This window comes from Lonsdalea iberica (assembly GCF_002111585.1).
GTDB lineage: Bacteria > Pseudomonadota > Gammaproteobacteria > Enterobacterales > Enterobacteriaceae > Lonsdalea > Lonsdalea iberica.
This window is the reverse complement of sequence record NZ_LUTP01000017.1, coordinates 1-21,661: the sequence shown is the minus strand read 5'-3', so window position 1 is coordinate 21,661 and position 21,661 is coordinate 1. Positions and strand designations below refer to the sequence as shown.

The following is a 21,661-nucleotide window of genomic DNA, read 5'->3' as shown; positions in this document are numbered from 1 at the left end:
ACCCACTCGTGACCGCTATTTCCCTCTTTATCTGCCGGAGCCTGATGATGAATTTAGAAAAATTCCCACGTTATCCGTTAACTTTCGGACCGTCGCCGATTACGCCGATGAAACGGCTCAGCGAGTATCTGGGCGGCGATGTTGAAATCTATGCCAAGCGTGAAGATTGCAATAGCGGTCTGGCCTTCGGGGGCAATAAAACGCGCAAGCTGGAGTATCTGATCCCCGAGGCGCTGGAGCAGGGCTGCGACACGCTGGTTTCTATCGGCGGTATTCAGTCGAACCAGACGCGGCAGGTGGCGGCGGTCGCCGCGCATCTGGGGATGAAATGCATCCTGGTGCAGGAAAACTGGGTGAATTACGCCGACGCCGTCTATGATCGCGTGGGAAACATCGAGCTGTCTCGGATCATGGGGGCGGATGTGCGTCTTGACGCCGCGGGATTCGATATCGGCATCCGTCAAAGTTGGAAAGATGCAATGGAAGAAGCGGCGAAAAACGGCGGGAAACCGTTCCCCATCCCCGCCGGTTGTTCTGAACACCCGTACGGCGGCCTCGGCTTCGTCGGTTTCGCGGAAGAAGTCCGCGAGCAGGAAAAAACGCTGGGATTCAATTTCGACTACATCGTCGTGTGCTCGGTCACCGGGAGTACGCAGGCGGGGATGGTCGTGGGGTTTGCCGCCGACGGCCGCGCGCGCAACGTTATTGGGATCGACGCCTCGGCCAAGCCGGAGCAGACCAAGGCGCAGATCCTGCGTATCGCCCAGCAGACGGCCGATCTGGTCGAACTGGGTCAGGCGATTACCGAAGATGACGTGGTGCTGGATACCCGTTATGGCGGCCCGGAATACGGTCTGCCCAATGACGGCACGCTGGAAGCGATTCGCCTGTGCGGACGTCTGGAAGGCGTATTGACCGATCCGGTGTACGAAGGTAAATCCATGCAGGGGATGATCGATAAAGTTCGCCGCGGCGAATTCCCGAAAGGCGCCAGAGTGCTATACGCCCATCTGGGCGGCGCGCCGGCGTTGAGCGCCTATAGCTATATCTTCCGCAACGGCTAAGGGCAGAGCGCCCCCCGGTGTCATCATCGAAGCCCGCTTTGGCGGGCTTTGATCGTCAGGCAAGCAGGCGCCTGATAGGTAACGCGTTTTCAGAACGGTAGCTGCGTAGTGGATAACACTTCCCGCAGGCCGATGAACGACCGAATTTGACGGACGCCCGGCAGAAACAGCAGCTGTTCGGCGTGCAGACGGTTAAAGCTTTGATTGTCTTTGGTGCGGATCATCAGCATATAGTCGAACTCGCCGGTGACGACGTGACACTCCATACAGCCGCTGATCTGCTGAACTGACGTCTCGAAATCCTTAAAGGCGTTGGGGGTCGACCTATCCAGCACGACGCCGATGATGACGACCATGCCCGCATTCAACGCCTCGGGGTCAAGCAACGCGACATAGCCTTTAATCAGTCCCAGCTGTTTCAGCCGCTCCACGCGGCGCAGGGTAGCGGGAGGACTGAGGCTCACGTTTTCGGCCAGTGCGACGTTGGAGATGGATGAGTCGGCCTGGAGTCGCCGCAGGATAGTGACATCAAAGCGATCCAGCTCGTAGGTTTTGGTCTTGTTTTCCGCATCGGCGGGCGACGCATCAGATTTGAATTTCATGAGTTCCTCACAAAAACCGTCGAATCGGCGTTGGCGCATGATTGCGTCAGTCACGTTCCTTTCGGTGAATCAGTTCGCCTTACGGCTTCAGGACCTATTTAAAACCAAAAAAAAAGCCGCGGACAAGCAATATCATTAAATCCGATGACGGTGCGGTGAGAAAGTGCGGAGGGAAAAATTCAGGAACGAAAAAGTAAAACGGCTCTCCGGAGAACCGGAGAGCCGTCACAACTTGACAGGGATGGCGTCAGAGCGTGATTAGCATGGGATTAAAACTTTTCCCAGCTACCTTCCGCCGGTGCGCTGGTGCCCAGTTTTCTCGGCGCGATAGCCGGTACAGCCTGCGCCGTTTTGACCGGCGCGGACGCTTTGGTGCGAGATTCGGACTCGGCCAGCTGGAAGATGGAAACCACTTCCGTCAGTCGACGCGCCTGATCTTCCAGTGACGACGATGCGGTCGTTGATTCTTCCACCAACGCGGCGTTCTGCTGCGTAACGCTGTCCATTTCGATGACGGCCTGACCCACCTGGGTTATGCCCTTGCTCTGCTCGTTTGAGGCGGAAGCGATTTCACCCATGATGTCGGTCACGTTGGTGATGGCTTTCACAATGTTGCCCATGGCATCGCCCGCCTGCGTCACCTGGTCGGAACCAATTTTCACGTTGCCGACGGACTCGCCGATCAGCCCTTCGATCTCTTTGGCCGCTTCGGCGCTGCGCTGCGCCAGGCTGCGTACTTCGCTGGCAACGACGGCAAAGCCGCGCCCCTGTTCGCCGGCCCGCGCCGCTTCTACCGCGGCGTTCAGGGCCAGAATGTTGGTCTGGAACGCGATACTGTTGATAACGTTGATGATATCAGCAATTTTCTGCGAGCTGCGGCTGATGCTGTTCATCGTATTGATAACGTTATTAACGACGCTGCCGCCTTCATTTGCCGTTTTGGAGGCATTTTGAGCCAGTAAGCTGGCCTGATTCGCGTTCTCGGCGTTCTGTTTCACCACGGCGCTCAGCTCTTCCATGCTGGCTGCGGTTTGCTCCAGCGCAGAGGCTTGCTCTTCGGTACGTGAGGACAGATCGGTGTTGCCTGCGGCAATTTCACCCGAGCTACGATAGATTTCGTCAGCGCTCAGACGGATGTCAGAAACGGTATTGACCCAGTTGCCCTGCATCTGCTGGACGTACGGGACCAGGCTGCCGACGCAGTTTTTGCCGAAGTCTGCGATTTTAGTGTGCAGTTGGCCGACGGCCAGAACCTGCAAGTGTTGTTTAATCTTATCAAGCGGACGCACCACGAATTTGGCCAGGTAGCGATCGGTCAGCAATACGATGATCAGGCCGGTAGCCAGCGCCGCCATCAGAATGTATTCACACCAATGTACCCAGTTGCTGATGCGGTCCTGAGCCTCGCCTTTCAGCGTGCTGATAACGGTGTTGTATTGCGTAATGCTGTTGGTGAACTGAGTGCGCAGCGGGGTATAAGTTTGTAGCGAAATCTCCTTGTAGGCATCAAGGCGATCGGCTTCCAGTGCGTCGTACATCGGTACGACAGCTTCACTAAATAGGCGGTAGGAGGTGCTATAGATGTCATCGATCGTTGCCGTATTAATGTTGGCGTGATCGGTCACCTTAAATTGCGCCAGACCGGCTTTCAGCCGCCCGATTTCTGCGGCGGCCTGCTGCATCTCTGAATTGAACCCGGCGGGGTTATTATTCTGTTTGTGTGCCACGGCCCGGTTCAGGATGTTCTGAACGCGGTAATACTCTCCGCTGGCGGCATTGATAATATCGCCGTTGTCCTGCTGGACATTGGTCAGTTTTATTTCTGAGGTGAGTTGCCCCAGAGAGTAAAGGGCAAAGGCAGACACGCCTCCCCATAATAAGGAAAACACGATAAGGATAAGAACCATCATGGTTCTGATTTTGATATCACGAATAAAATTCATAGTCGTAGCCCTGGTAATTGGGGGGTTAGTTCTTGAATAATCAGAACTATGTTTTACGCATCCGTTCATTGGGACGCTTGTGGGGAAACACGCGAGCCAGTTTTTAATCCATCAACATTTCATTTCTTCGAAGCTGTTATCGGCAAACAGGTAATCGACTTCATCGCTATTTTTCGAAAAGAAGGTAATTAAATGTCAATGCGTGTTTCAGAAATTAATATATTTCCGGGGTGATGATGATCATGGAAACCATTATTGTCGCTTTAATAGAGTAGAGCTTTTAATCTAATAGGCGAAACCTTAGTAGTGAGTTATTTCATTACTATTCGGTACATTAGATGGCTGAGCTTTATCAAAAGTCAGTAAATAGCCGAAGATAGGGTAAGGAAAGGGTGGGGTTATTGCTATTTTTCTATATCCGTATGATTGTAATGTTTATTTTCCCTTGCGTTTTTGGTGGAGGTTAACGATGAGAGAGCGCTCGGTAATTAATAAATTACGGTAATGTTTAGGACTAAACTAAAATGAAAAAATTCAGACGCAGGCTAATCATCAACTTACCCTGACCTAATGTGTAAATGAACAGGGCGGAGCAGTTATCCCACGAGTGTGAGTTTTCGGAAGGAAACGTTAATTTTCATGACGGCTCTTAGTCAGGTGATATTTGCGTGATAATGCCAAATTTTTTTATGAGAAGTCGGGGGGGGGGGTAAAATAAACCCCACAGCCATTTTATCTAAAGATGGATAATAGAAAATTCAATACATTTAACGAAATTGTTAAACGCATGGAGAAGGCATGTCTAAAAATGAGGATAAACGGTGAAACAGTAAAATGCGTCATGAGCCTTTATTATCTCAGTCACTATTTTTTACAGTGGAAATCCGATTATTATAAATATCTGGGTAAAGAGCTGATATTCATTCCCGTACTATTTTTTATGAGTGTTGTTCTTATTTGATGTGTGAGAAATGATTCGCACATTCCTTACCGAGTAAATTTCGTTACCTTCAATATTTTTTCTGCGGGAAGTTTATTAATAAAGTCGGACTAACGTTTCATTCTTCTGGTCTATATCCAACATCTTAATTTAAGTCTCGCACCGATTTATCAGCCATTAAAACCGTCGAAATAACGAATAAAAGTACTGAGGAAAATACTTACAAAGGCCTGCTTTTTATGTTGCCCTTGCAGGCTGTATTTCGCTGAAAGAATGTACAAAAAGAAACAACCTGGCGTTTATTGAATGCCATCGCCGTGTTATGCGGCGCATAAATATCCGGTTTTTTGGAAGGGCAATAGATTTAATGCAGTTCGGTTTTACTTTTCATTTATGTTTAATTTATTGTTTTTTGGTGGTTTTTTAGTGGTTTTATGCGGCGTAAATCGACGGTTGCCGTTCAGAATAGGTCAGCTCAAAAGGGGAGTGCATAAAAACCAGCAACGCTGGAAATAGCCGTCAATCTTATGGGGTAAGGTTTAATGCTGTGAAATGAGCGAATAAAAAAACGCCAGGACCCGGTTAACGAAAACGTTGAGGAAATAAATGGCGTGTCATTTTTCCGTCGATAAAACCCTACATTTTATAATGTTTTTACATTAAACGTTTTTATTTAAACAGGGTGGTAACATAACTGCAAATACTAAATAATTAAGACATTAAAAAAAAGTATTATGACATTAAAAAAACCACATAATAAAAGAATAATAATCGTAGGCAACTAAAACACGAACAATAAAAAAGCAGCCTGCCATTTCCGAATTTAAGAATTTGCTAAAAATTTGTGAAAATTAGGTGGTATTTTAATGACAAACATCAACGATAGATTATTGCAGCCGTTCACGTTGCCTAATGGCGTCACCCTGGAAAACCGGGTCGTTATGGCGCCAATGACAACCTGCACCGGCTTTTTTGATGGTTCCGTCACCAGGGAACTCATCGAATACTATCAGGTGCGTTCCGGTAAGATCGGCGCGCTGATTGTGGAATGCTGCTTCATCGACGACCGCGGACGGGCTTTCCCTGGCGCGATTGGTATCGATGACGACAACAAGATCGAAGGTTTGTCCAAGGTCGCCAGCGCGGTCAAAGAACAGGGTTCTAAAGCTATCCTGCAGATCTACCATGGCGGACGCATGGTTGACCCGAAACTCATCGGCGGTGAATCGCCGGTAGGACCGAGCGCCGTTGCCGCGCCTCGTCCCGGCGCGCCGACGCCGATTGAGCTGACGGCGGATGAAGTCGAAGAGATGGTCGCCAAATTCGGTCGTGCCATCCACCGCGCCATCCAGGCCGGTTTCGACGGCGTGGAAATCCACGGCGCCAACACCTATCTGATTCAGCAGTTCTATTCTCCACACTCCAACCGCCGTGAAGACAAATGGGGCGGCAGCCGCGACAACCGGACTCGCTTCCCGATGGCCGTGCTGGATATCGCACACCAGATGAAAGACAAATATGCCGATCCGTCCTTCATCATCGGCTACCGTTTCTCGCCGGAAGAGCTGGAAGAGCCGGGTATCCGTTTTGACGACACGCTGTACCTGCTGGAAAAACTGGCCGAGCGCGGTTTGGACTACGTGCACTTCTCCATGGGTCACACGCTGCGCCCTTCAATCGTCGACACGGAATCAGCGACTCCGCTAATCGAAAAATATGTCGCTATGCGTTCCGATACGCTGGCGCAGGTTCCGGTTGTGGGCGTGGGCGGCATCGTTAACAAAGCGGATGCCGATGTCGCGCTGGAGCACGGTTACGATCTGGTGGCGGTGGGTAAAGGCTGCATCGCCTACCCGGACTGGATGGATCGCATCACCGCGCAGGAACATATCGACCTCTACATCGACAGCACCAAGCGTGAAGAGCTGACCATTCCGGAGCCATTGTGGCGCTTCTCGCTGGTGGAAAGCATGATCCGCGATATGAGCCTGAACGCTAAAAAGTTCAAGGTGGGTGTCTACCAGGAGAAAGTTCAGGACAACGATAAAGAACTCATCGTTAACGTCAGCCTGGAAAAAGACTACATCAAAGATATCGCGCTGGCCGATACCGCCGGGTGGGATGACGAACTGATCGGCAGCTTCGAAATCATCAGAACCCGTATTCTTGATGCCAATAGTTCGCACGTCGACGCCGTGACCGGCGCCACTGAGCAGAGCGAAGCCATCAAAAAAGCGGTGACGAAGGCGATGACTAAGTCGTTCAAAGAAGCGATTATTGAAGAGGGCGGCAACCCGGACGAAGTCCAGCAATATGATGTGGTTGTCGTCGGCAGCGGCGGCGCGGGTTTGGCAACAGCCATTCAGGCCGCTGATGATGGCGCTAAAGTGCTGATCGTCGAAAAAATGCCGGTGATTGGCGGGAACACGATTAAAGCCTCTGCGGGGATGAACGCTGCGGAAACGCGTTTCCAGAAAATTAAAGGGATCGTCGACGATAAAGAACTGTTCTACAACGAAACGCTGAAAAGCGGCCAGAACAAGAACAACCCTGAACTGGTAAAATACTTTGTCGAACACGCTCATGAAGCCATCGACTGGCTGGCCGATCGCAACATCGAGTTGAGCGATCTGACGACCACAGGCGGCATGAGCGTCGACCGAACTCACCGTCCGGCCAGCGGCGCGGCGGTAGGCGGCTACCTGATCAGCGGACTGGTGAAAAACCTCAACCAGCGCAACATCGACGTCATGTTGGAAACGTCCGTTACCGAGATTGTGCAGGAAGACGGTAAGGTTTCCGGCGTTCGCACCATCAACGACGAAAACGAAGAGCGTGTCATTCCGACGAAAACCGTCATCATGGCGACCGGCGGATTCAGCGCCAATCAGGACCTGGTGGTGAAATACCGTCCGGACCTGAAAGGCTTTGTAACGACGAACCACAAAGGCGCCACCGGTAGCGGGATTACCTTGCTGGAAGCGCTGGGCGCGGATACTGTCGACATGGGTGAAATTCAGATCCACCCGACGGTGGAGCAGAATACGTCTTATCTGATCTCTGAATCTATTCGCGGCGGCGGTGCGATTCTGGTTTCCCAAAGCGGTCAGCGTTTCTTTAATGAATTGGAAACGCGTGACAAGGTGTCCGCGAGCATTATCAATCTGCCGGAAAAATACGCCTATATCGTCTTTGACGACCACGTCAAAGAGAAAAACATGGCGGTCGGCGAATATGTGGCTCAGGGCTTCGTCGAAGTCGAAGACTCTATCGTGGCGCTGGCAGACCGATTGCAAATTGAACCCGCCGAGCTGACGAAGACCATCGAACGCTACAATACGTTTGTTGAAAAGCAGCACGATGACGATTTCGGCAGAACGACCGCGTTGCGTAACCCGATCAATAAGGGACCGTTCTACGCCATTAAGATCGCCCCGGGCGTTCACCATACAATGGGTGGCGTGGTTGTTAACACGGCGACCGAAGTGCTGGATAACAATAAAGCCGTTATTCAGGGCGCTTACGCTGCGGGTGAAGTGGTCGGCGGCATTCACGGCGCCAACCGCATCGGCGGAAATGCCGTGGCCGATATCATCATCTTCGGTATCCAGGCCGGTAAACAAGCTGCGGCCTATGCTAAACGGTAACGTCTGGTTATAGCGTTCGTAGTCCACAGGCGGGGCAAAGTTGTCAACTTTGCCCCGCCTGCGTTTTAATGGCATCCATCATGAGCGATGTTTTTCCCCTCTAACTGCGACGGTGCTGTTATGACGATGTCTGAAGACAACTCCTTTTCCTATGCCGCGACATTGATGGGCACGCGGATTTCCTTAACGCTCTTTTCTCTCAATGAGGAACTGGTTGTTCAGGCTTTCAAACGCATCAAACGCCTTGAAGATTTGCTCACGGTGAATCGCTCCCCATCGGAAGTGATGAATATCAATCATGCGGCGGGCCAGCATCCGGTAGCGGTGAGCCCCATCGTTTATCAGCTGATTAAGCGCGCCCGGCAGGTGAGCTTGCTGGATAACAGCCATTTCAATTTCACCATCGGCCCCGTCGTCAAGCTATGGAAAATCGGTTTTAGCGGTAATACGGTGCCTGACGCGGCAGAGATTCAACAGCGGCTTGCGCTAACGGAGCCTCGTCACGTCATCCTGAATGACGACGCGTGCTCCGTCTTTCTCAAGCAGGGGGGCATGGAGATCGATCTGGGCGCTATCGCCAAAGGGTATATCGCCGACGTGATTAAAGGCTTCCTACGGCAAAACGGTGTTGAAGACGCGTTATTGAATCTGGGCGGCAACGTGCAGGCGATGGGGCGATCGTTAAACGACCCTCAAGGGCGATGGAGCATTGGCCTTAAAAAGCCGTTCGCCGAACAGGGCGAGTTGATTGGGGTGATTAAAGTGATCGATAAATCTGTCGTAACTTCCGGTACTTACGAGCGTTACTTCACCCTCGATGGCGAACGGTATCATCACATTCTAGACCCGAAATCAGGCTATCCGCTGAATAACGAATTGGACAGTGTCACCATCGTGTCGGACGAGTCCATTGACGGCGATATTTACACCACACTGATGTACGGCATGGGGGTGGAAGCCGGGATCGCCCATCTGCAAGACTCCCCAGGTATTACCGCCATCTTCGTGACGAAAGAGAAACAGATCATTCTGTCGCCAAACCCCAATTACGAGTTCGAGCTACTCGATACGCGTTATTCGGTCGTTGCGCGATGAAGCAGATTTTGTCGTGGTGGTCGCTCAGGCGGATATTCGAGCTGGCCTGAAAGCATCTACGTGATTCGCCTGCGTATCTAGAGGCTGGAACGTTTCAAGTGTGGTCAGTGCTTGCGGTGGGTGTGGGGCTGGCGCGAGTTGCTCTATTGACGCGTATCCCCGTTTGGCTGAAATACCCCCTGAGACGGAGAAACAAAAATCCCGACGTCCATGACCGGATATCGGGATCTTAGCGCAGGGAAGGGCGTTAGAAGTCGTAGCTCATCGACACCTTGAGCGTGCGGGGTTCCCCCTCGAAGACATACACGCCGTAGTCCTCCACGCCAGACCAATATTTCTCATTGGTCACATTGTTTAACGCCACGCGCCAGACCATCTCGTTCTGATCATTATTCACGCGAGTACGGTAGCGCAGACCCAGATCCAACGTGGTGTAGCTGTCGAGCTTTTTGGTGTTCTCCGCGTTGGCGTACTGTGAACCGGAGTGGTTCAGCTGCGCCGTCGCGGTCAAACCATCCACCGGCTTGATGTCGTATTCAGCGCCCAGCACGCCGAAGAAACGCGGGACGCCGATGGCATCATGACCATCATTGGCGCCGTCGGCGGTTTTGGTCAGCGTCGGATCCAACCAAACCGTGCTGGCGTTCAGACGCACGCCCAATACGGGTTCGCCAAAGACGCTCAACTCCAGACCGCGGTTACGCTGCTCGCCGTCGACGCTGTAGCGATTGCTGACGCTATCAAGAATGGCCGACGGTTTCTTGATTTCAAACAGCGACATCGAGCCGCCTACGCGTCCCATATCAACCTTGACGCCCACTTCGTTTTGCTTCGAATGGATAATGCCGGTGCTTTGACCTGCGTTAGCCGCCGTACTCGGCGCGATGCTGCCCGGCTGCAGGCCTTCCGTATGGTTAGCGTACAGCGACAGCGATTGCCACGGCTTGTAAACCACGCCATAGGTCGGCATCCAGCGGCTTTCGGTAAAGCGAGAGTCAGCCTCTTCCTCGCCGGTCGCATTACTGTAGTTACGCACCACCACTTTCTGATGACGCCCGGCCACGGTGAACAGTAGTTGGTCGTTTAACACGCCGAGCGTGTCGCTCAGCAGTACGCCCTGCATGCGTGATCGGCTAGTGGTCAGTGGGTCGGCGTAATGGCCGCCCCACAGAGCGTTGTCGGGCATGGCGACGTCGCTATTGTGATAAATGTTAGTGGTCGGGTTATTGAACGACATGCCCCAGGCCGTGCGTGTGCGCTGAGTTTGCGCGGAATAGCCCACATTGACGCGATGAGACACGAAACCGGTATCAAACTTGCCACGCAAGCCGGCCATGCCGCTGAAATTATCGACGATGTTATTGGTGTCGAGGCGGGAGGCGGTCGCATCGCCGTTGCTACTGGTCAATGCAGGGGAGGAGTAGGTGCCCATCTCATTGGCATGCTGCCCGCCGAGCGCGGCATAAGTCGTCCAGCTGTCGGTCAGATCGTATTCGGCGCGGATCATGCCGAACTTGTTGGACACATCGCTGTAGGCCCATTTCTGGGAATAGTTGCGGGTATTGCTGGGTACGGCGGGAACGTCGTCCAGTCCACTGATATTGACGCCCATTTCACTGCCGTGGAACGTTTTTTTCTGGTAGCCCAGATCCAACGACGTTCGGAAGCGGTCGCCGCGATAATCCAGCCCGAGAGAGGCCATGGTAGTACGACGTTTATCGTCATCCACGGCCGTTTCACCTTCCCGGTGTACCACATTCATGCGTACGCCGAACTGATTGTCATCGCCGAAACGACGGCCCAGATCCAGACTGCCGCCTACCTGCGACGACGACGTGTAATCGACGCCCACGCGAGTGGTCGGCGTATCTTCCGCGCGTTTAGGCTCAAGGTTGATCATGCCGCCGACGGCGCTGGTGGCCGCACCGTTGACCAGAGAATTTGCGCCTTTGAAGACTTCCACGCGGTCGAGCATCTGGGTATCCACGACTTGACGCGGCACCACGCCCGCCAGACCGCCCATAGTCATGTCATCGCCGTCCAGCTTAAAACCGCGAATCCGGTAGGTTTCCGCGGCGTTGCCGTAACCCTGAAGCGTCTGCACGCCTGCATCGCTGTGTAACAGCTCGGCAATGGTTTTTGCCTGTTTGTCTTGCACCATTTTGGCGGTGTAGCCCACCACGTTAAACGGCACATCCATGGCCTTCTGTTCGCCGAGCATCCCTAGACGCCCGCCGTTCGCGACCTGACCCTCCAGATAGGCAGGAACCAGCGTATCGCCGCCGGGCCGGAAGTTCTCCGCCTCGCTCGCCTGCACCACGATCGTATCTTTTGAATCGGTATTGGCATCGGCGTCAGCTTGGGTTGTAGTCGTTGCGGCGGCAGCCGTCTGAGCAAGAGAGCCTACCGCCAGAGCCAGCAGCGTTTTACTTAAAGGCGTGGATGTGTGTTTGACGTTATACATAGTTCGCTTAACTATAGAGAAAGGTGGAAATGGCAAATCCCGTTTCCGGGGCGATTTTTATTGATTCCATGTCACAGACCGGGTTGCGCGAGGCCTGAGGATTGAGACGCTTCAGTGATGTGATGCCCGGTAATATCCTGTCTGCATTCGAGAACATTGATCTGACAATTTTCATGTGCGACGTGGGCATCAGTCTCTCCGGGGGCTTGAGTCCGTCTGCATGGAGCTCGGGCCTATCCCATCGCTGCCCGGACGCGCTTGTTTACGCAGCCGTGACGGTTAACCCTTCTCGAATCCCTGATGCCCATCACTGCGAAAATCTTGGCTTGCACTTCCATTTACCCGGGGCGGCCAACACCAGCTCGACCCGATCCCACGCTGAACAAAGCAGGCGTTGCTGGGCGAGCGTTGTTCTGCTTGCCGGGCGGTTGAAGAAAAACAGAAGGCAAATAACTGTAATTAGAAATAAGAACTATACGCATCCGCGTTACGCAATCAAGGGGTTTGTGGAAACTGGGGGGAGGCGGTGGTTTTGATGGTGTAAGGAAGGGGTTATGTGGGTAAAGGGGGCTCGATAGAAGAGACCTCCCACTGCTTTCCCGATGTCATTTATCTTATTCACAGGCCTCAAGAATAAATTGTTTTAATGCTGATCTACAAAAAGGAAATTGTTAGAATCGTAACAACACTAAGACCCTTAAGTTTCCTCAGTTTTGATATTTTATTTGACACTTGCTTTAATGATAATTGTAGTTGGATGAGGCGATAGGTAAAAAAACTTCATTTTTTACTGCCAAGCGGTTTCCAACCGCTTGGGATGCTGAGATGTTTGACGTAAAGATTAGCAAAACGTCGGCGACAGGCGTTCCAAAAACTACGCCAAACCTGCTGTGAAAGAAAGGGTTACACTGAATGAGCAAATATTCGCTGGTTAAGATAGGAGAATACGAAAGGAATGGATGAAAAAAGAGCGATATTGAGGTCGGGTCTCAGTATAAAAGATCTTTGGGGTCTGAAAAATAGTTATATCAGTGCCAGAAAAAAACCTATGTATTTAGATACCACTGAAAAGGATATTGCAGCTTTTGCTGATTATATTTTATTTATGTCATACACATCTTGGAAGGGGCTATTTATTCCTTCTTTGATTCCTTTGTGTTTTTCTGTTGATCACTTTTATAAATATAAGGATTTTCTTTCTACCACATTAGTTTTCTTTTTATTATATTTTATCATTTTATTTTCTACTTTAAAAGTTAAGAGCGAAATCTATAAAATAAAAACGATAACTGTTTTTAAATTAATGCTAATTAGGTTAAGATTGCTTGCTATTAAATAATATCGGAAGTGAGTTAAATATGCTAATGAAATAAATAATATGGGGGCATGGAATATAGGAGGTAACTTGTAAAAAAGAAACAATTTTTCATTGCAAGGCTGAACTTTAGGGGGGTATTAATCCTTAAAAATAATTATTTAAATGATAAGAAGAATTATCGCGAAGAAACAAAAACTAAAGATGTCAAATCTTTTGTCGCATACATATATTTTATTGCGTATGTTTCCTGGGGTGATTTGTTTATCATATTTTTCACCTCCGTTGTTTTTTCTATTTTTAATCATTATTCGTATCAAGTTGTTATGAATAGCGTTAGGGTTATTATTCTTTTTTATGGAATGATGTTTCCAATTTTCCCAAAAGCTAAAAGTGATAGATTAAATATAAGTATGTTGGTGATGTTAAAGCTTATCCCTATTCGTTTATACAACTCACTATGCTCTATCGTTTTGTTCAAATAAAGAGAATGACATATGAAAGTAAGTGACTTAAAGCAAAAAATATAAAATCTTAAGAAAAATCATTTTTCACCTAGAAGGTAATTTTGATCTTTAAATTCAGTATAGACTTTTTTAGCAGAGCTTCCAATCATGTATACTTTCATAAGCTTATTTGCAGTGTTGTATTTTGGGCTGAAATCCTTATGGATATATCGAAACAATTTTGTTGTTCCAGGCTGCTCCATAAACCCACGAGATATTAATCTAGACGAATTCTCTACAAGAGTAGGGGTACGGAATGAAGCGTAAATTGAGAGAGTTAAATCACTTGCGCTATATAACAAGTCCCCAGTATCGTCTTCATATCCGGCTAGAGATGCTAGGCTTATATATACGTCTCTGACTAATCCAGGTTTGTATTTTCCATCGAATATGAGGGGAGTTACAGACTCGTAGACATTGTTGGCTCCATGAGCAGCTAACAAACGACTACTGATTTAAGATGTTTTATGTGGAGGGCATTTCCTAATTGATATAACCGAATGCCAGCAACTGATTGAATACCTCTGAAAATACACCAGCAGCAATTTTTGTGTACTTTAAAATACCCTCATCTTCAAATATATCTGTGACTAGATATTTGACATAGTCACCAGTTTTAAGTTTTTGGTAGTCTTTTTCGGTTTGCTCACGTTCTGTTTTTAATTCTTGTAGTATGTGACTTTTATCAAAAAAGCTAATCGTCGCTGATTTCAGCTTCGAATCTATTTCATTGATGAAACTTTCTATTTCACGGAGGTAATTCATTCTCAATGTTTTGTCTTCAATGAAAAAAGATGATGCTAAAAGAGCTACTCTTCTTAGGCGATCGCTTTCGTCAAGGAAACCGACATAGTTAACGGAATCTATGCTCATGTTTTAATACTCCACATCTTTCCACATAAGATAAGAGCTTGTTCGAGCAATTATGTGATCCCATTCAATTGAAGCGAATTTGAAAGAAATATTTTCTTGAGGCTGTAATTCATTATGCGTCAACGAATTAGGAGCTAATATGCGAATATCATTTACTATCGCTTCGTTTAGCACTATTTTGAAATAGAGTTCATTGCCCCTAGATTGAGCTGTCCTGTAAAAGAGGAACTCACAAGTTAGTTTTTCATTATCGCTTAATGCTTGTGACAAAAGAGGGGTGGATTTATCTATCGGTTTTCTCATCTCAACAGGATATAGAGCAACATTCTCTTGCCTCGTTATTTGGCTCATTAGCTCATAGACGAAAATTTCATCTTCATGTAGAGCTTGATATTTGTTTCCAATTGAGTCCGCGCTCGAGCAACCCGCAGAAATAAGTCTTCACTTCACTCCAGTGAGTTTGAGATAAATTAAGTTTGCCATAAATATCCTTGTATACGATATATAATTCCATTTTCATAAACGATGACTTTACTTATGAATGCCGCTCATTTCCGCATTTTTTGATATAATATCCGATGGTTATTGTTGTGATGTGATTTTAATGTCAAATAATAACCATGAGTCAAGGTAACCAATGAAATCATTTTCTATGGCTGAATTTGGTTTGATAAAAATGTAATGCCAATACTGTAGACGCTTCTAATGACAATTATGGGTAGGTAATTGATCTGCTCAATTGGCCGTGGATATAGAAAAATACTCAAGTCTGTTGAAAATAGGATTTTTACTTACAGGATAACTATGTATGAATGGTACGCCCTACAGGATTCGAACCTGTGACCTACGGCTTAGAAGGCCGTTGCTCTATCCAACTGAGCTAAGGGCGCCTTGGGAAGAGAGATTGCAATGCACCGCAACCAATAACAAGTGGGCTGGATTATACCCACCCCCCTCGGTGAGTCAACGACTTGGCGGCCGATTTTGGCCAGACGGCGATTCCCTGTACAGCAAGGCGCCGTTCGCGCTTTTTACTAATCGAGAGCGTCGATTGTTCGATCCTCATCGAGAAAAGCCTTTTTTAGTTTCATCGTTGGCCATTGCCACTGCGAGACGATGCGCAATTACAGTCTCCTCTGATTGGAACTTTGCCCTACATTTGTACTAATGGATTACACTTTAGCCTGTCTGGTGTGGGTGTATGGATATCCGCCGTCTCTGATGAACCTGGGAACCTTTCGCTATATGCCAACTTTATTTTCCGTAATGATGCGTGTTTTTTTGTGGGCGATTTTGGTCTTGCCGGTGGGATATGGCGTGGCGGCGGAGACGGCATCCCAATCTGCACAAGCGAGCGGGGAGTCTAACGTCAATGTCGATGCTGAATTGGTACAGCTCCAGAAACAGTTGGATGGTATCAAGCAGCAGGTGTCGGCAGTTAACAACGACAGCAAATTCGGCGACCTGAACGATCAAACCCAGCAGCTCATTAGCAAGGCGGACGAACTCTCGGCGATCGTGACGCCGCTTCGTTCACAAATGCAGTCGCAGCTTAATGTGCTGGGACCGGAGCCCGAGTCGAGTTCCGCGCTCAATGAAACCAATGAGGTGACGCGTAAACGCAACAGCCTCAACCAGAAAAAAGCCAATCTGGATTCACAGTTAGAGCAGATTCAGGCGCTGCATGCCAGCGCGGCCAATCTTTCAATACAGATCGTCAACTTGAGGCGAAATGCACTGAAGACACAGCTGGCGCTCGACTCGGGCAGTCTTTTTGGTGCGCGCTTCTGGTCGCCGATTGTTAATCCACAGCCGGAGGACGTGAGCCGGTTATCCTCGTTTTCTGAACAGGTATCGAGTGCATTTACCGGCGCATGGAGTGCGGACTGGCGCTGGGGGTCGGCGATACTGCTGCTGGTTGCGCTTGCTCTGGTGACGCTTGGGGGCAAATACCTCGAGAAATATCTGGCTTGGCTGGGGATGAATAAGCTGCCGGAAGGACGGCTGCGGCGCAGCTTCCTCGCAACCGCGACCGTCATGTCTACCGTACTGACGGTAGGGGTTGCCGCCAATCTTATCGACATCACATTTACTCGTCATGATATCGCCTCTGAACGCGTCGCCTCGTTCATGGATACGTTGGTACGCCTTACCGTGTTTTGCTCCATGCTTGCCGGATTGGGGAGAGCCTTTCTGTCTAATCAACGGCCTTCATGGCGCCTTCCCGCCATTTCCAATCCGGTGGCTAAGGCCATGACCCCGTTTCCGGTGATTGCCGCATTAATTATTTTGATATTCGGGATCATTGAGCAGGTGACCATCACGATGGGCACTACGGTTGCCGTCACCATTGTTGTTAATGGGCTGGCGACGCTATTCCTGGCATTGACGACGGGCATGGTCGCCTTGAGAAGTAATCAGATACGTCGTCAGATGGTGGCAACCGGCGAGCAACCGGAAGCGCGTTCCACGCTTTCCGGGATCATTCATTTGGCGGTTTTGCTGACGACCTTTGCCGTACTGGTTTCTCTGGTCATCGGCTATATCTCCCTGGCGCGTTTTCTGATCTACGAGCTGGTATGGATAGCCATCGTGTTTTCCTGCCTCTATCTCTTCTCCACGCTGGTATCTGATACATGTGAAAGTTTGTTTTCACCGAACAATCCAAGTGGGCAGCGTATCAAGAGTTCGTTGAATCTCGATGACCGTCACTTAGCTCAGGCCACGGCGTTGCTCTCCGCAGCTGGCAAGGTTTTTCTAATCTTAATGGCCGCCGTCGCGCTTTTGAATGGGACGTTTGGCACCACTACGCCACTGGAGCTGATGAGAAAAGCGCTGGATATCTGGGGTGGGAAAGGGCTGGAAAACTTACGTATTGTTCCGGCCCGGTTGGTAGATGCGCTGATTTTTCTGGCGATCGCCCTGTACGCCATGCGTTCTTCCCGGCGCTGGCTGGAAAACGATTTTCTCCCTAAAACCACGCTGGACCGTGGGATTCGCGCGTCGATGGTGACGATGTTCAGCAACGTCGGCTATATCATCATCATTTTGCTGACGCTGGCCACACTTGGTATTCAGTGGAACAAGCTTGCGTGGATTGTCAGCGCACTGTCGGTGGGTATTGGCTTCGGGCTTCAGGAGATAGTGAAAAACTTTATCTCGGGGGTCATCTTGCTGACGGAGCGTCCGGTGAAAGTGGGCGATCTGATTAACATCAGCGGCGTTGAGGGGGATATTCGGCGCATTAACGTACGAGCGACGGAAATCCAGCTAGCCGACCTCTCGACGGTCATTGTCCCTAACTCGCAGTTTATCTCGCAGAACGTACGCAATATTACGATGGGCAATGCCCTCGGGGTAGCGACGCTCGCGCTGTCTTTCCCATTGGATACCGATCCCCAAGAGGCCAGGACCATTCTGCTGGACTCCTATACAGAGCATGAAGGCATTTTAACGAGTCCCGCGCCTTCGGTGACGTTTAGTCAATTAAGCGCAAACGGTATGGTGCTCAGTGTGACTGGGTATGTCAGTAGTCCTCGCCAAGTGGCGAGTGTTAAAAGCGACCTGTTGTTCGAGATAATCAAACGTCTGCGCGCAGCGGGTATTCCGTTAGCGGTGCCTCAGCGTATGGTGCTGGAAAATGCGCAAAACACGACCACCGTGCCCCCTTCGCTATTAGGCGACGACGCGCCGCGCAATTAAATGGGTTGAAGGCTAAATCCGGTGTGGGGAAACGGTTATATTTTGGCATAACAGCCACCGTTCGTTGGGCGATAATTGAAGCAAAAAATACTTGTCGGCTTCACTCAAGAAGATGCCATGGACTGATGGACTGATGGACTGATGGACTGATGGACTGATGGACTGATGGACTGATGTCTGGAAAGAGTAAGCCGACAGATGAGACGCAACAGGATCATCTGTCGGCTACAAAGACTATCTGGTACACGCGGCATTTATTGCGTCTGCTGTTTGACCATCTCGATGTAGATTTCGCGCAGGCGACGCGTAATTGGGCCGGGCTTGCCGTCGCCGATGGTTCGGTCATCAAGCGTCACTACCGGGAGAACGAACGTGGTGGCTGAACTGATGAAGACTTCTTTGGCATGATAGGCTTCTTCCGGCGTGAACAGCCGCTCTTCCAGTCGGATGCCATCCTGTTCGGCCAACTGCAAAATAGCCTTGCGGGTGATGCCGTGAAGAATGTCGTTACTGAGGGGGCGGGTCACCACCGTATTATCGTGCAGCACGATGTAGCAATTGCATGAACTTCCTTCCGTCACAAAACCATTCTCCACCATAAAGGCGTCTTCCGCGTTGTGCGCGTGGGCGAACTCTTTTGCAAGACAGGCCGCCAGCAGGCTGACGGTTTTAATGTCGCGTCGATGCCAACGAATGTCCGGACAGGTCACCACTCTCAGCCCGCGCTGCGCCACCGGATTTTCGAGGACCGGCCGAGCCTGGGTAAACAGGACCAGCGTCGATTTCACGTCGGCGCCGGGAAAGTGAAAATCACGATCGCCCGCATTGCCGCGCGTCAGCTGAAGGTAGATAGCGCCTTCCTGCATCTGGTTTTTTTCGATTAACGCCTGATGAATATTTTTGAGCTCTTCCACGCTGACCGGTAGCGCCAGCGATAGCTCTCGACAAGAGCGCTGCAGTCGGGTCATATGACCCTCGAATTCGGCCAATTTGCCATTGACCACGGCGGTGACTTCATAGACGGCATCCGCGAACAGAAAGCCGCGGTCGAACACGGAAACAGACGCTTCCTGTTCCTGTACATAGCGGCCGTCAACATAAACAAGACGTTGCATTACAACACTCCTCTAACTCGTCATTTGGCGCAGCGTATGCGTTAGCCCCATAGTGCCGCCGTATGTGGTGCGATGATACTGCCATCATAGTGCAGGCCATTTTCACGATCGCGTTGCAACAGCAATGGGCCGTCCAGATCGACCACCTCAGCGCCTTGCGCTACAAAGGTGGCTGGCGCCATCGACAGCGACGTGCCGACCATGCAGCCGACCATAATCTGCAGGCCCGCTTTCTGGGCTTCGGCGCGCAGGCGCATGGCCTCGGTCAACCCGCCGGTTTTATCTAGCTTGATATTAATCATCTCGTAGTAACCCGCGATGCCGCTGAGTGAATCGCAGTCATGGCAGGATTCGTCAGCGCAGATAGGAATAGGGTGCGGCAACACCTCCAGCTCGCTGTCTTGTCCGGCGGGCAGCGGCTGCTCTATCATCGTCACGCCCAGCGCCGCCAGCTCGGGCACTAGTTTTAGATAAAGCGCGGCGTTCCAGCCCTCGTTGGCGTCGACGATCAGTCGCACGGCAGGGGCGCCCTCACGTACGGCGGCCACTCTTTCTAAATCGTCTTTGTCCGCCAGCTTAAGCTTCAGCAAAGGTCTGGCGGATTGTTTTTGGGCCGCTATACGCATGTTGTCCGGCGTATCTAACGACAAGGTATAGGCCGTTTCGAGCGCGTTGGGCGCTGATAAGGGCAGTCTCTGCCAGACGCGTTGTCGGGATTGTTTACATTCCAGATCCCAAAAGGCGCAGTCGACCGCGTTACGCGCCGCGCCGGAAGGCAGGCGGCGTTGAAGCGCGATCCGATCCAACCCGTTGCGGAGATCGTCCTCCAGCGAGCGGATCTGCGCCATTACGCTATCGATGGACTCGCCGTAGCGCGCGTAGGGAACGCACTCGCCATAACCTGTCGCACCACCCGCGCTCAGCGCAACGACAACGACATCGGCCTGAGTTTTGCTGCCGCGCGAAATAGTAAATGTGCCTTGCAGCGGCCAGCTTTCATGAGAAACGTGAAGTTCTGTCATAGGTTAGCCAACTGGTCAACGATGCGTCCAACGCCCTGACGGAAGGGATCGACCACCGGCAGGCCGAATTGACTCTCCGTCTCCGTAATGAATTTTTGCGCGGCGGCTTCGTCCAACGCCGAGGTATTCACGGAGATGCCGACGAAACGCGCGTGGGGATTGGTGAGGTGCGCCATCGATAAATTCAGCGTCATACAGGTGGCGAGATCGGGGATCGGATAGTCCACGCCGCGCATGGTTTTACGCGTGGGTTCGTGACACAGCACCAGTGCATCCGGCTGAGCGCCGTGAATGATGCCGGTGGTTACGCCCGCGAAGGACGGATGAAAGAGCGATCCTTGGCCTTCGATAACATCCCAATGATCGGCGTCGTTGGCCGGAGCCAGCACCTCGACGGCGCCGGCGGTAAAGTCAGACACCACGGCGTCGATGCTAACGCCTGAGCCGCTAATCAAAATGCCGGTCTGGCCGGTAGCTCGAAAGGTCGCCTTCTCGCCGCGAGACAGCAGCTCTTTCTCAATCGCCAACGCGGTATACATCTTGCCGCAGGAGCAGTCGGTGCCGACCGGAAGCAGTCGTTTACCGGTCCGTTTGCGACCGTTGGCGACCGGATAGGTTTGCGCTGGATGGCGTACGTCGTGAAGGTTTCTTCCCAGCTTGGCTGCCAGCGCGCTGAGTTCGGGGACGTCGGCTAGACGGTTATGCAGTCCGGCGGCCAGGTCCATACCGCTTTCCAGCGCTTCGCTCAATACGGCTATCCATGCGTCAGAAATGATCCCGCCCCGGTTGGCGACGCCAATCACCAGCGTTTGCGCTCCGGCGGCGCGCGCCGTCGCGATGTCCATATCGGGCAGCCGGCAGTCGGCGTGACAGCCCTCCATACGAAACTGGCCTACACAATATTCGGGATGCCATTGCTTGATGCCGATGGCCACTTTTGCCGCCAGCTGATCGTGCGCATCACCCAGAAATAACAAATAAGGCTTTTTGATATCCATCATACATCCTCGAATTGAATAAAGGCGTCAGTCATTGATCATGCGATATAGGTTTTTTGGGGCGAGAAGGTGTATCTGTTTAATCGATAATAACGAGAGTTAGATTGTTGTCAATGCAGAGGTTAAATCAGTTTTTATATCTACCTTTGTGGCGTTTTTCTGGTGTTAAGTTTTAATTTTTGTGATTTATTTGAAATTAAATATCGTTAATTTTTTATATTTGGAATTGTCGTTTTTTAAATAAAATAATCTGACGATGTTTTTATTATTTATTTTTTAATTCATTGTTTTTTAAGTGTTTTTATTTTTTATTTTCGTCTGCGCTATTTTGGTGATGATGGTGCATTATTGGGCCCCAAATAATGCAGTCTCGGC

General features: G+C 50.5%; 14 protein-coding genes and 1 tRNA gene. 5 read left to right on the top strand and 10 right to left on the bottom strand.

Translation table 11 applies throughout. The features are described 5' to 3' along the window. Nucleotides 1-47 precede the first annotated feature (47 nt). A complete protein-coding gene (locus AU511_RS08595; protein ID WP_094109394.1) occupies nucleotides 48-1,064 on the top strand; it encodes a 1-aminocyclopropane-1-carboxylate deaminase in 1,017 nt (338 codons plus the stop codon). 89 nt (nucleotides 1,065-1,153) lie between these two features. Here AU511_RS08595 and AU511_RS08590 read toward each other — a convergent pair whose 3' ends face one another. Next, a complete protein-coding gene (locus tag AU511_RS08590) occupies nucleotides 1,154-1,666 on the bottom strand; it encodes an Lrp/AsnC family transcriptional regulator (RefSeq protein ID WP_094102023.1) in 513 nt (170 codons plus the stop codon). Between the two features lie 269 nt (nucleotides 1,667-1,935). Then, nucleotides 1,936-3,609, bottom strand: coding sequence for a methyl-accepting chemotaxis protein (locus AU511_RS08585; protein WP_094102018.1), 1,674 nt, complete (start codon nucleotides 3,607-3,609; stop codon nucleotides 1,936-1,938). 1,806 nt (nucleotides 3,610-5,415) lie between these two features. Here AU511_RS08585 and AU511_RS08580 point away from each other — a divergent pair. After that, nucleotides 5,416-8,196 carry a flavocytochrome c gene (locus tag AU511_RS08580; RefSeq protein WP_094102017.1) on the top strand — a complete coding sequence of 927 codons (2,781 nt, stop codon included), beginning with the start codon at nucleotides 5,416-5,418 and terminating at the stop codon, nucleotides 8,194-8,196. A gap of 120 nt (nucleotides 8,197-8,316) precedes the next feature. Then, nucleotides 8,317-9,291: an FAD:protein FMN transferase gene (locus AU511_RS08575; RefSeq protein WP_094109393.1), complete on the top strand. Its 975-nt coding sequence runs from the start codon at nucleotides 8,317-8,319 to the stop codon at nucleotides 9,289-9,291. Between the two features lie 247 nt (nucleotides 9,292-9,538). Here AU511_RS08575 and AU511_RS08570 read toward each other — a convergent pair whose 3' ends face one another. After that, nucleotides 9,539-11,755 carry a TonB-dependent receptor gene (locus AU511_RS08570; protein WP_094109392.1) on the bottom strand — a complete coding sequence of 739 codons (2,217 nt, stop codon included), beginning with the start codon at nucleotides 11,753-11,755 and terminating at the stop codon, nucleotides 9,539-9,541. A 955-nt stretch (nucleotides 11,756-12,710) separates the two neighbouring features. On the opposite strand from AU511_RS08570, the gene AU511_RS08565 reads away from it, so the two are divergent. After that, nucleotides 12,711-13,094: a hypothetical protein gene (locus tag AU511_RS08565; protein ID WP_094109391.1), complete on the top strand. Its 384-nt coding sequence runs from the start codon at nucleotides 12,711-12,713 to the stop codon at nucleotides 13,092-13,094. Between the two features lie 520 nt (nucleotides 13,095-13,614). Here the strand turns inward: AU511_RS08565 and AU511_RS17995 are convergent. The 4 genes from AU511_RS17995 to AU511_RS08545 form a co-directional block, all read right to left on the bottom strand. Then, the gene (locus AU511_RS17995; RefSeq protein WP_167372009.1) at nucleotides 13,615-14,019 is read right to left on the bottom strand and encodes a DUF4225 domain-containing protein; all 405 of its coding nucleotides are present in this window, start codon (nucleotides 14,017-14,019) and stop codon (nucleotides 13,615-13,617) included. Nucleotides 14,020-14,059: 40 nt separating this feature from the next. After that, nucleotides 14,060-14,449, bottom strand: a complete 390-nt coding sequence (locus AU511_RS17880) for a DUF4225 domain-containing protein (protein WP_094109389.1) — start codon at nucleotides 14,447-14,449, stop codon at nucleotides 14,060-14,062. Between the two features lie 3 nt (nucleotides 14,450-14,452). Continuing rightward, nucleotides 14,453-14,884, bottom strand: a complete 432-nt coding sequence (locus AU511_RS08550) for an Hcp family type VI secretion system effector (RefSeq protein ID WP_240503798.1) — start codon at nucleotides 14,882-14,884, stop codon at nucleotides 14,453-14,455. 378 nt (nucleotides 14,885-15,262) lie between these two features. Next, nucleotides 15,263-15,339 (bottom strand) — tRNA-Arg (locus AU511_RS08545). A gap of 355 nt (nucleotides 15,340-15,694) precedes the next feature. Between AU511_RS08545 and AU511_RS08540 the strand changes: the two genes are divergently transcribed. Next, a complete protein-coding gene (locus AU511_RS08540; protein WP_094109420.1) occupies nucleotides 15,695-18,151 on the top strand; it encodes a DUF3772 domain-containing protein in 2,457 nt (818 codons plus the stop codon). 254 nt (nucleotides 18,152-18,405) lie between these two features. On the opposite strand, the gene AU511_RS08535 is transcribed toward AU511_RS08540, so the two are convergent. The 3 genes from AU511_RS08535 to dgcN are packed head-to-tail and all read right to left on the bottom strand — an operon-like array spanning nucleotide 18,406 to nucleotide 21,286. Continuing rightward, nucleotides 18,406-19,266 carry a D-amino-acid transaminase gene (locus AU511_RS08535; RefSeq protein ID WP_094102041.1) on the bottom strand — a complete coding sequence of 287 codons (861 nt, stop codon included), beginning with the start codon at nucleotides 19,264-19,266 and terminating at the stop codon, nucleotides 18,406-18,408. Nucleotides 19,267-19,307: 41 nt separating this feature from the next. Beyond that, on the bottom strand, nucleotides 19,308-20,288 hold the full coding sequence (gene dgcA, locus AU511_RS08530; RefSeq protein WP_094109388.1) for an N-acetyl-D-Glu racemase DgcA: 981 nt from the start codon (nucleotides 20,286-20,288) through the stop codon (nucleotides 19,308-19,310). Continuing rightward, the gene (dgcN, locus tag AU511_RS08525; RefSeq protein ID WP_094109387.1) at nucleotides 20,285-21,286 is read right to left on the bottom strand and encodes an N-acetyltransferase DgcN; all 1,002 of its coding nucleotides are present in this window, start codon (nucleotides 21,284-21,286) and stop codon (nucleotides 20,285-20,287) included. The genes dgcA and dgcN overlap by 4 nt, the downstream gene beginning before the upstream one ends. Nucleotides 21,287-21,661: the final 375 nt, after the last annotated feature.

Excerpts from the sequence above, each read along its gene's own strand:
- dgcN (WP_094109387.1), bottom strand. The coding sequence starts at position 21,286 with ATGGATATCAAAAAGCCTTATTTGTTATTTCTGGGTGATGCGCACGAT.
- AU511_RS08540 (WP_094109420.1), top strand. The coding sequence starts at position 15,695 with ATGCCAACTTTATTTTCCGTAATGATGCGTGTTTTTTTGTGGGCGATT.
- AU511_RS08580 (WP_094102017.1), top strand. The coding sequence starts at position 5,416 with ATGACAAACATCAACGATAGATTATTGCAGCCGTTCACGTTGCCTAAT.
- AU511_RS08570 (WP_094109392.1), bottom strand. The coding sequence starts at position 11,755 with ATGTATAACGTCAAACACACATCCACGCCTTTAAGTAAAACGCTGCTG.
- AU511_RS08590 (WP_094102023.1), bottom strand. The coding sequence starts at position 1,666 with ATGAAATTCAAATCTGATGCGTCGCCCGCCGATGCGGAAAACAAGACC.
- dgcA (WP_094109388.1), bottom strand. The coding sequence starts at position 20,288 with ATGACAGAACTTCACGTTTCTCATGAAAGCTGGCCGCTGCAAGGCACA.
- AU511_RS08595 (WP_094109394.1), top strand. The coding sequence starts at position 48 with ATGAATTTAGAAAAATTCCCACGTTATCCGTTAACTTTCGGACCGTCG.
- AU511_RS08565 (WP_094109391.1), top strand. The coding sequence starts at position 12,711 with ATGGATGAAAAAAGAGCGATATTGAGGTCGGGTCTCAGTATAAAAGAT.
- AU511_RS08535 (WP_094102041.1), bottom strand. The coding sequence starts at position 19,266 with ATGCAACGTCTTGTTTATGTTGACGGCCGCTATGTACAGGAACAGGAA.
- AU511_RS17880 (WP_094109389.1), bottom strand. The coding sequence starts at position 14,449 with ATGAGCATAGATTCCGTTAACTATGTCGGTTTCCTTGACGAAAGCGAT.
- AU511_RS08575 (WP_094109393.1), top strand. The coding sequence starts at position 8,317 with ATGACGATGTCTGAAGACAACTCCTTTTCCTATGCCGCGACATTGATG.
- AU511_RS08585 (WP_094102018.1), bottom strand. The coding sequence starts at position 3,609 with ATGAATTTTATTCGTGATATCAAAATCAGAACCATGATGGTTCTTATC.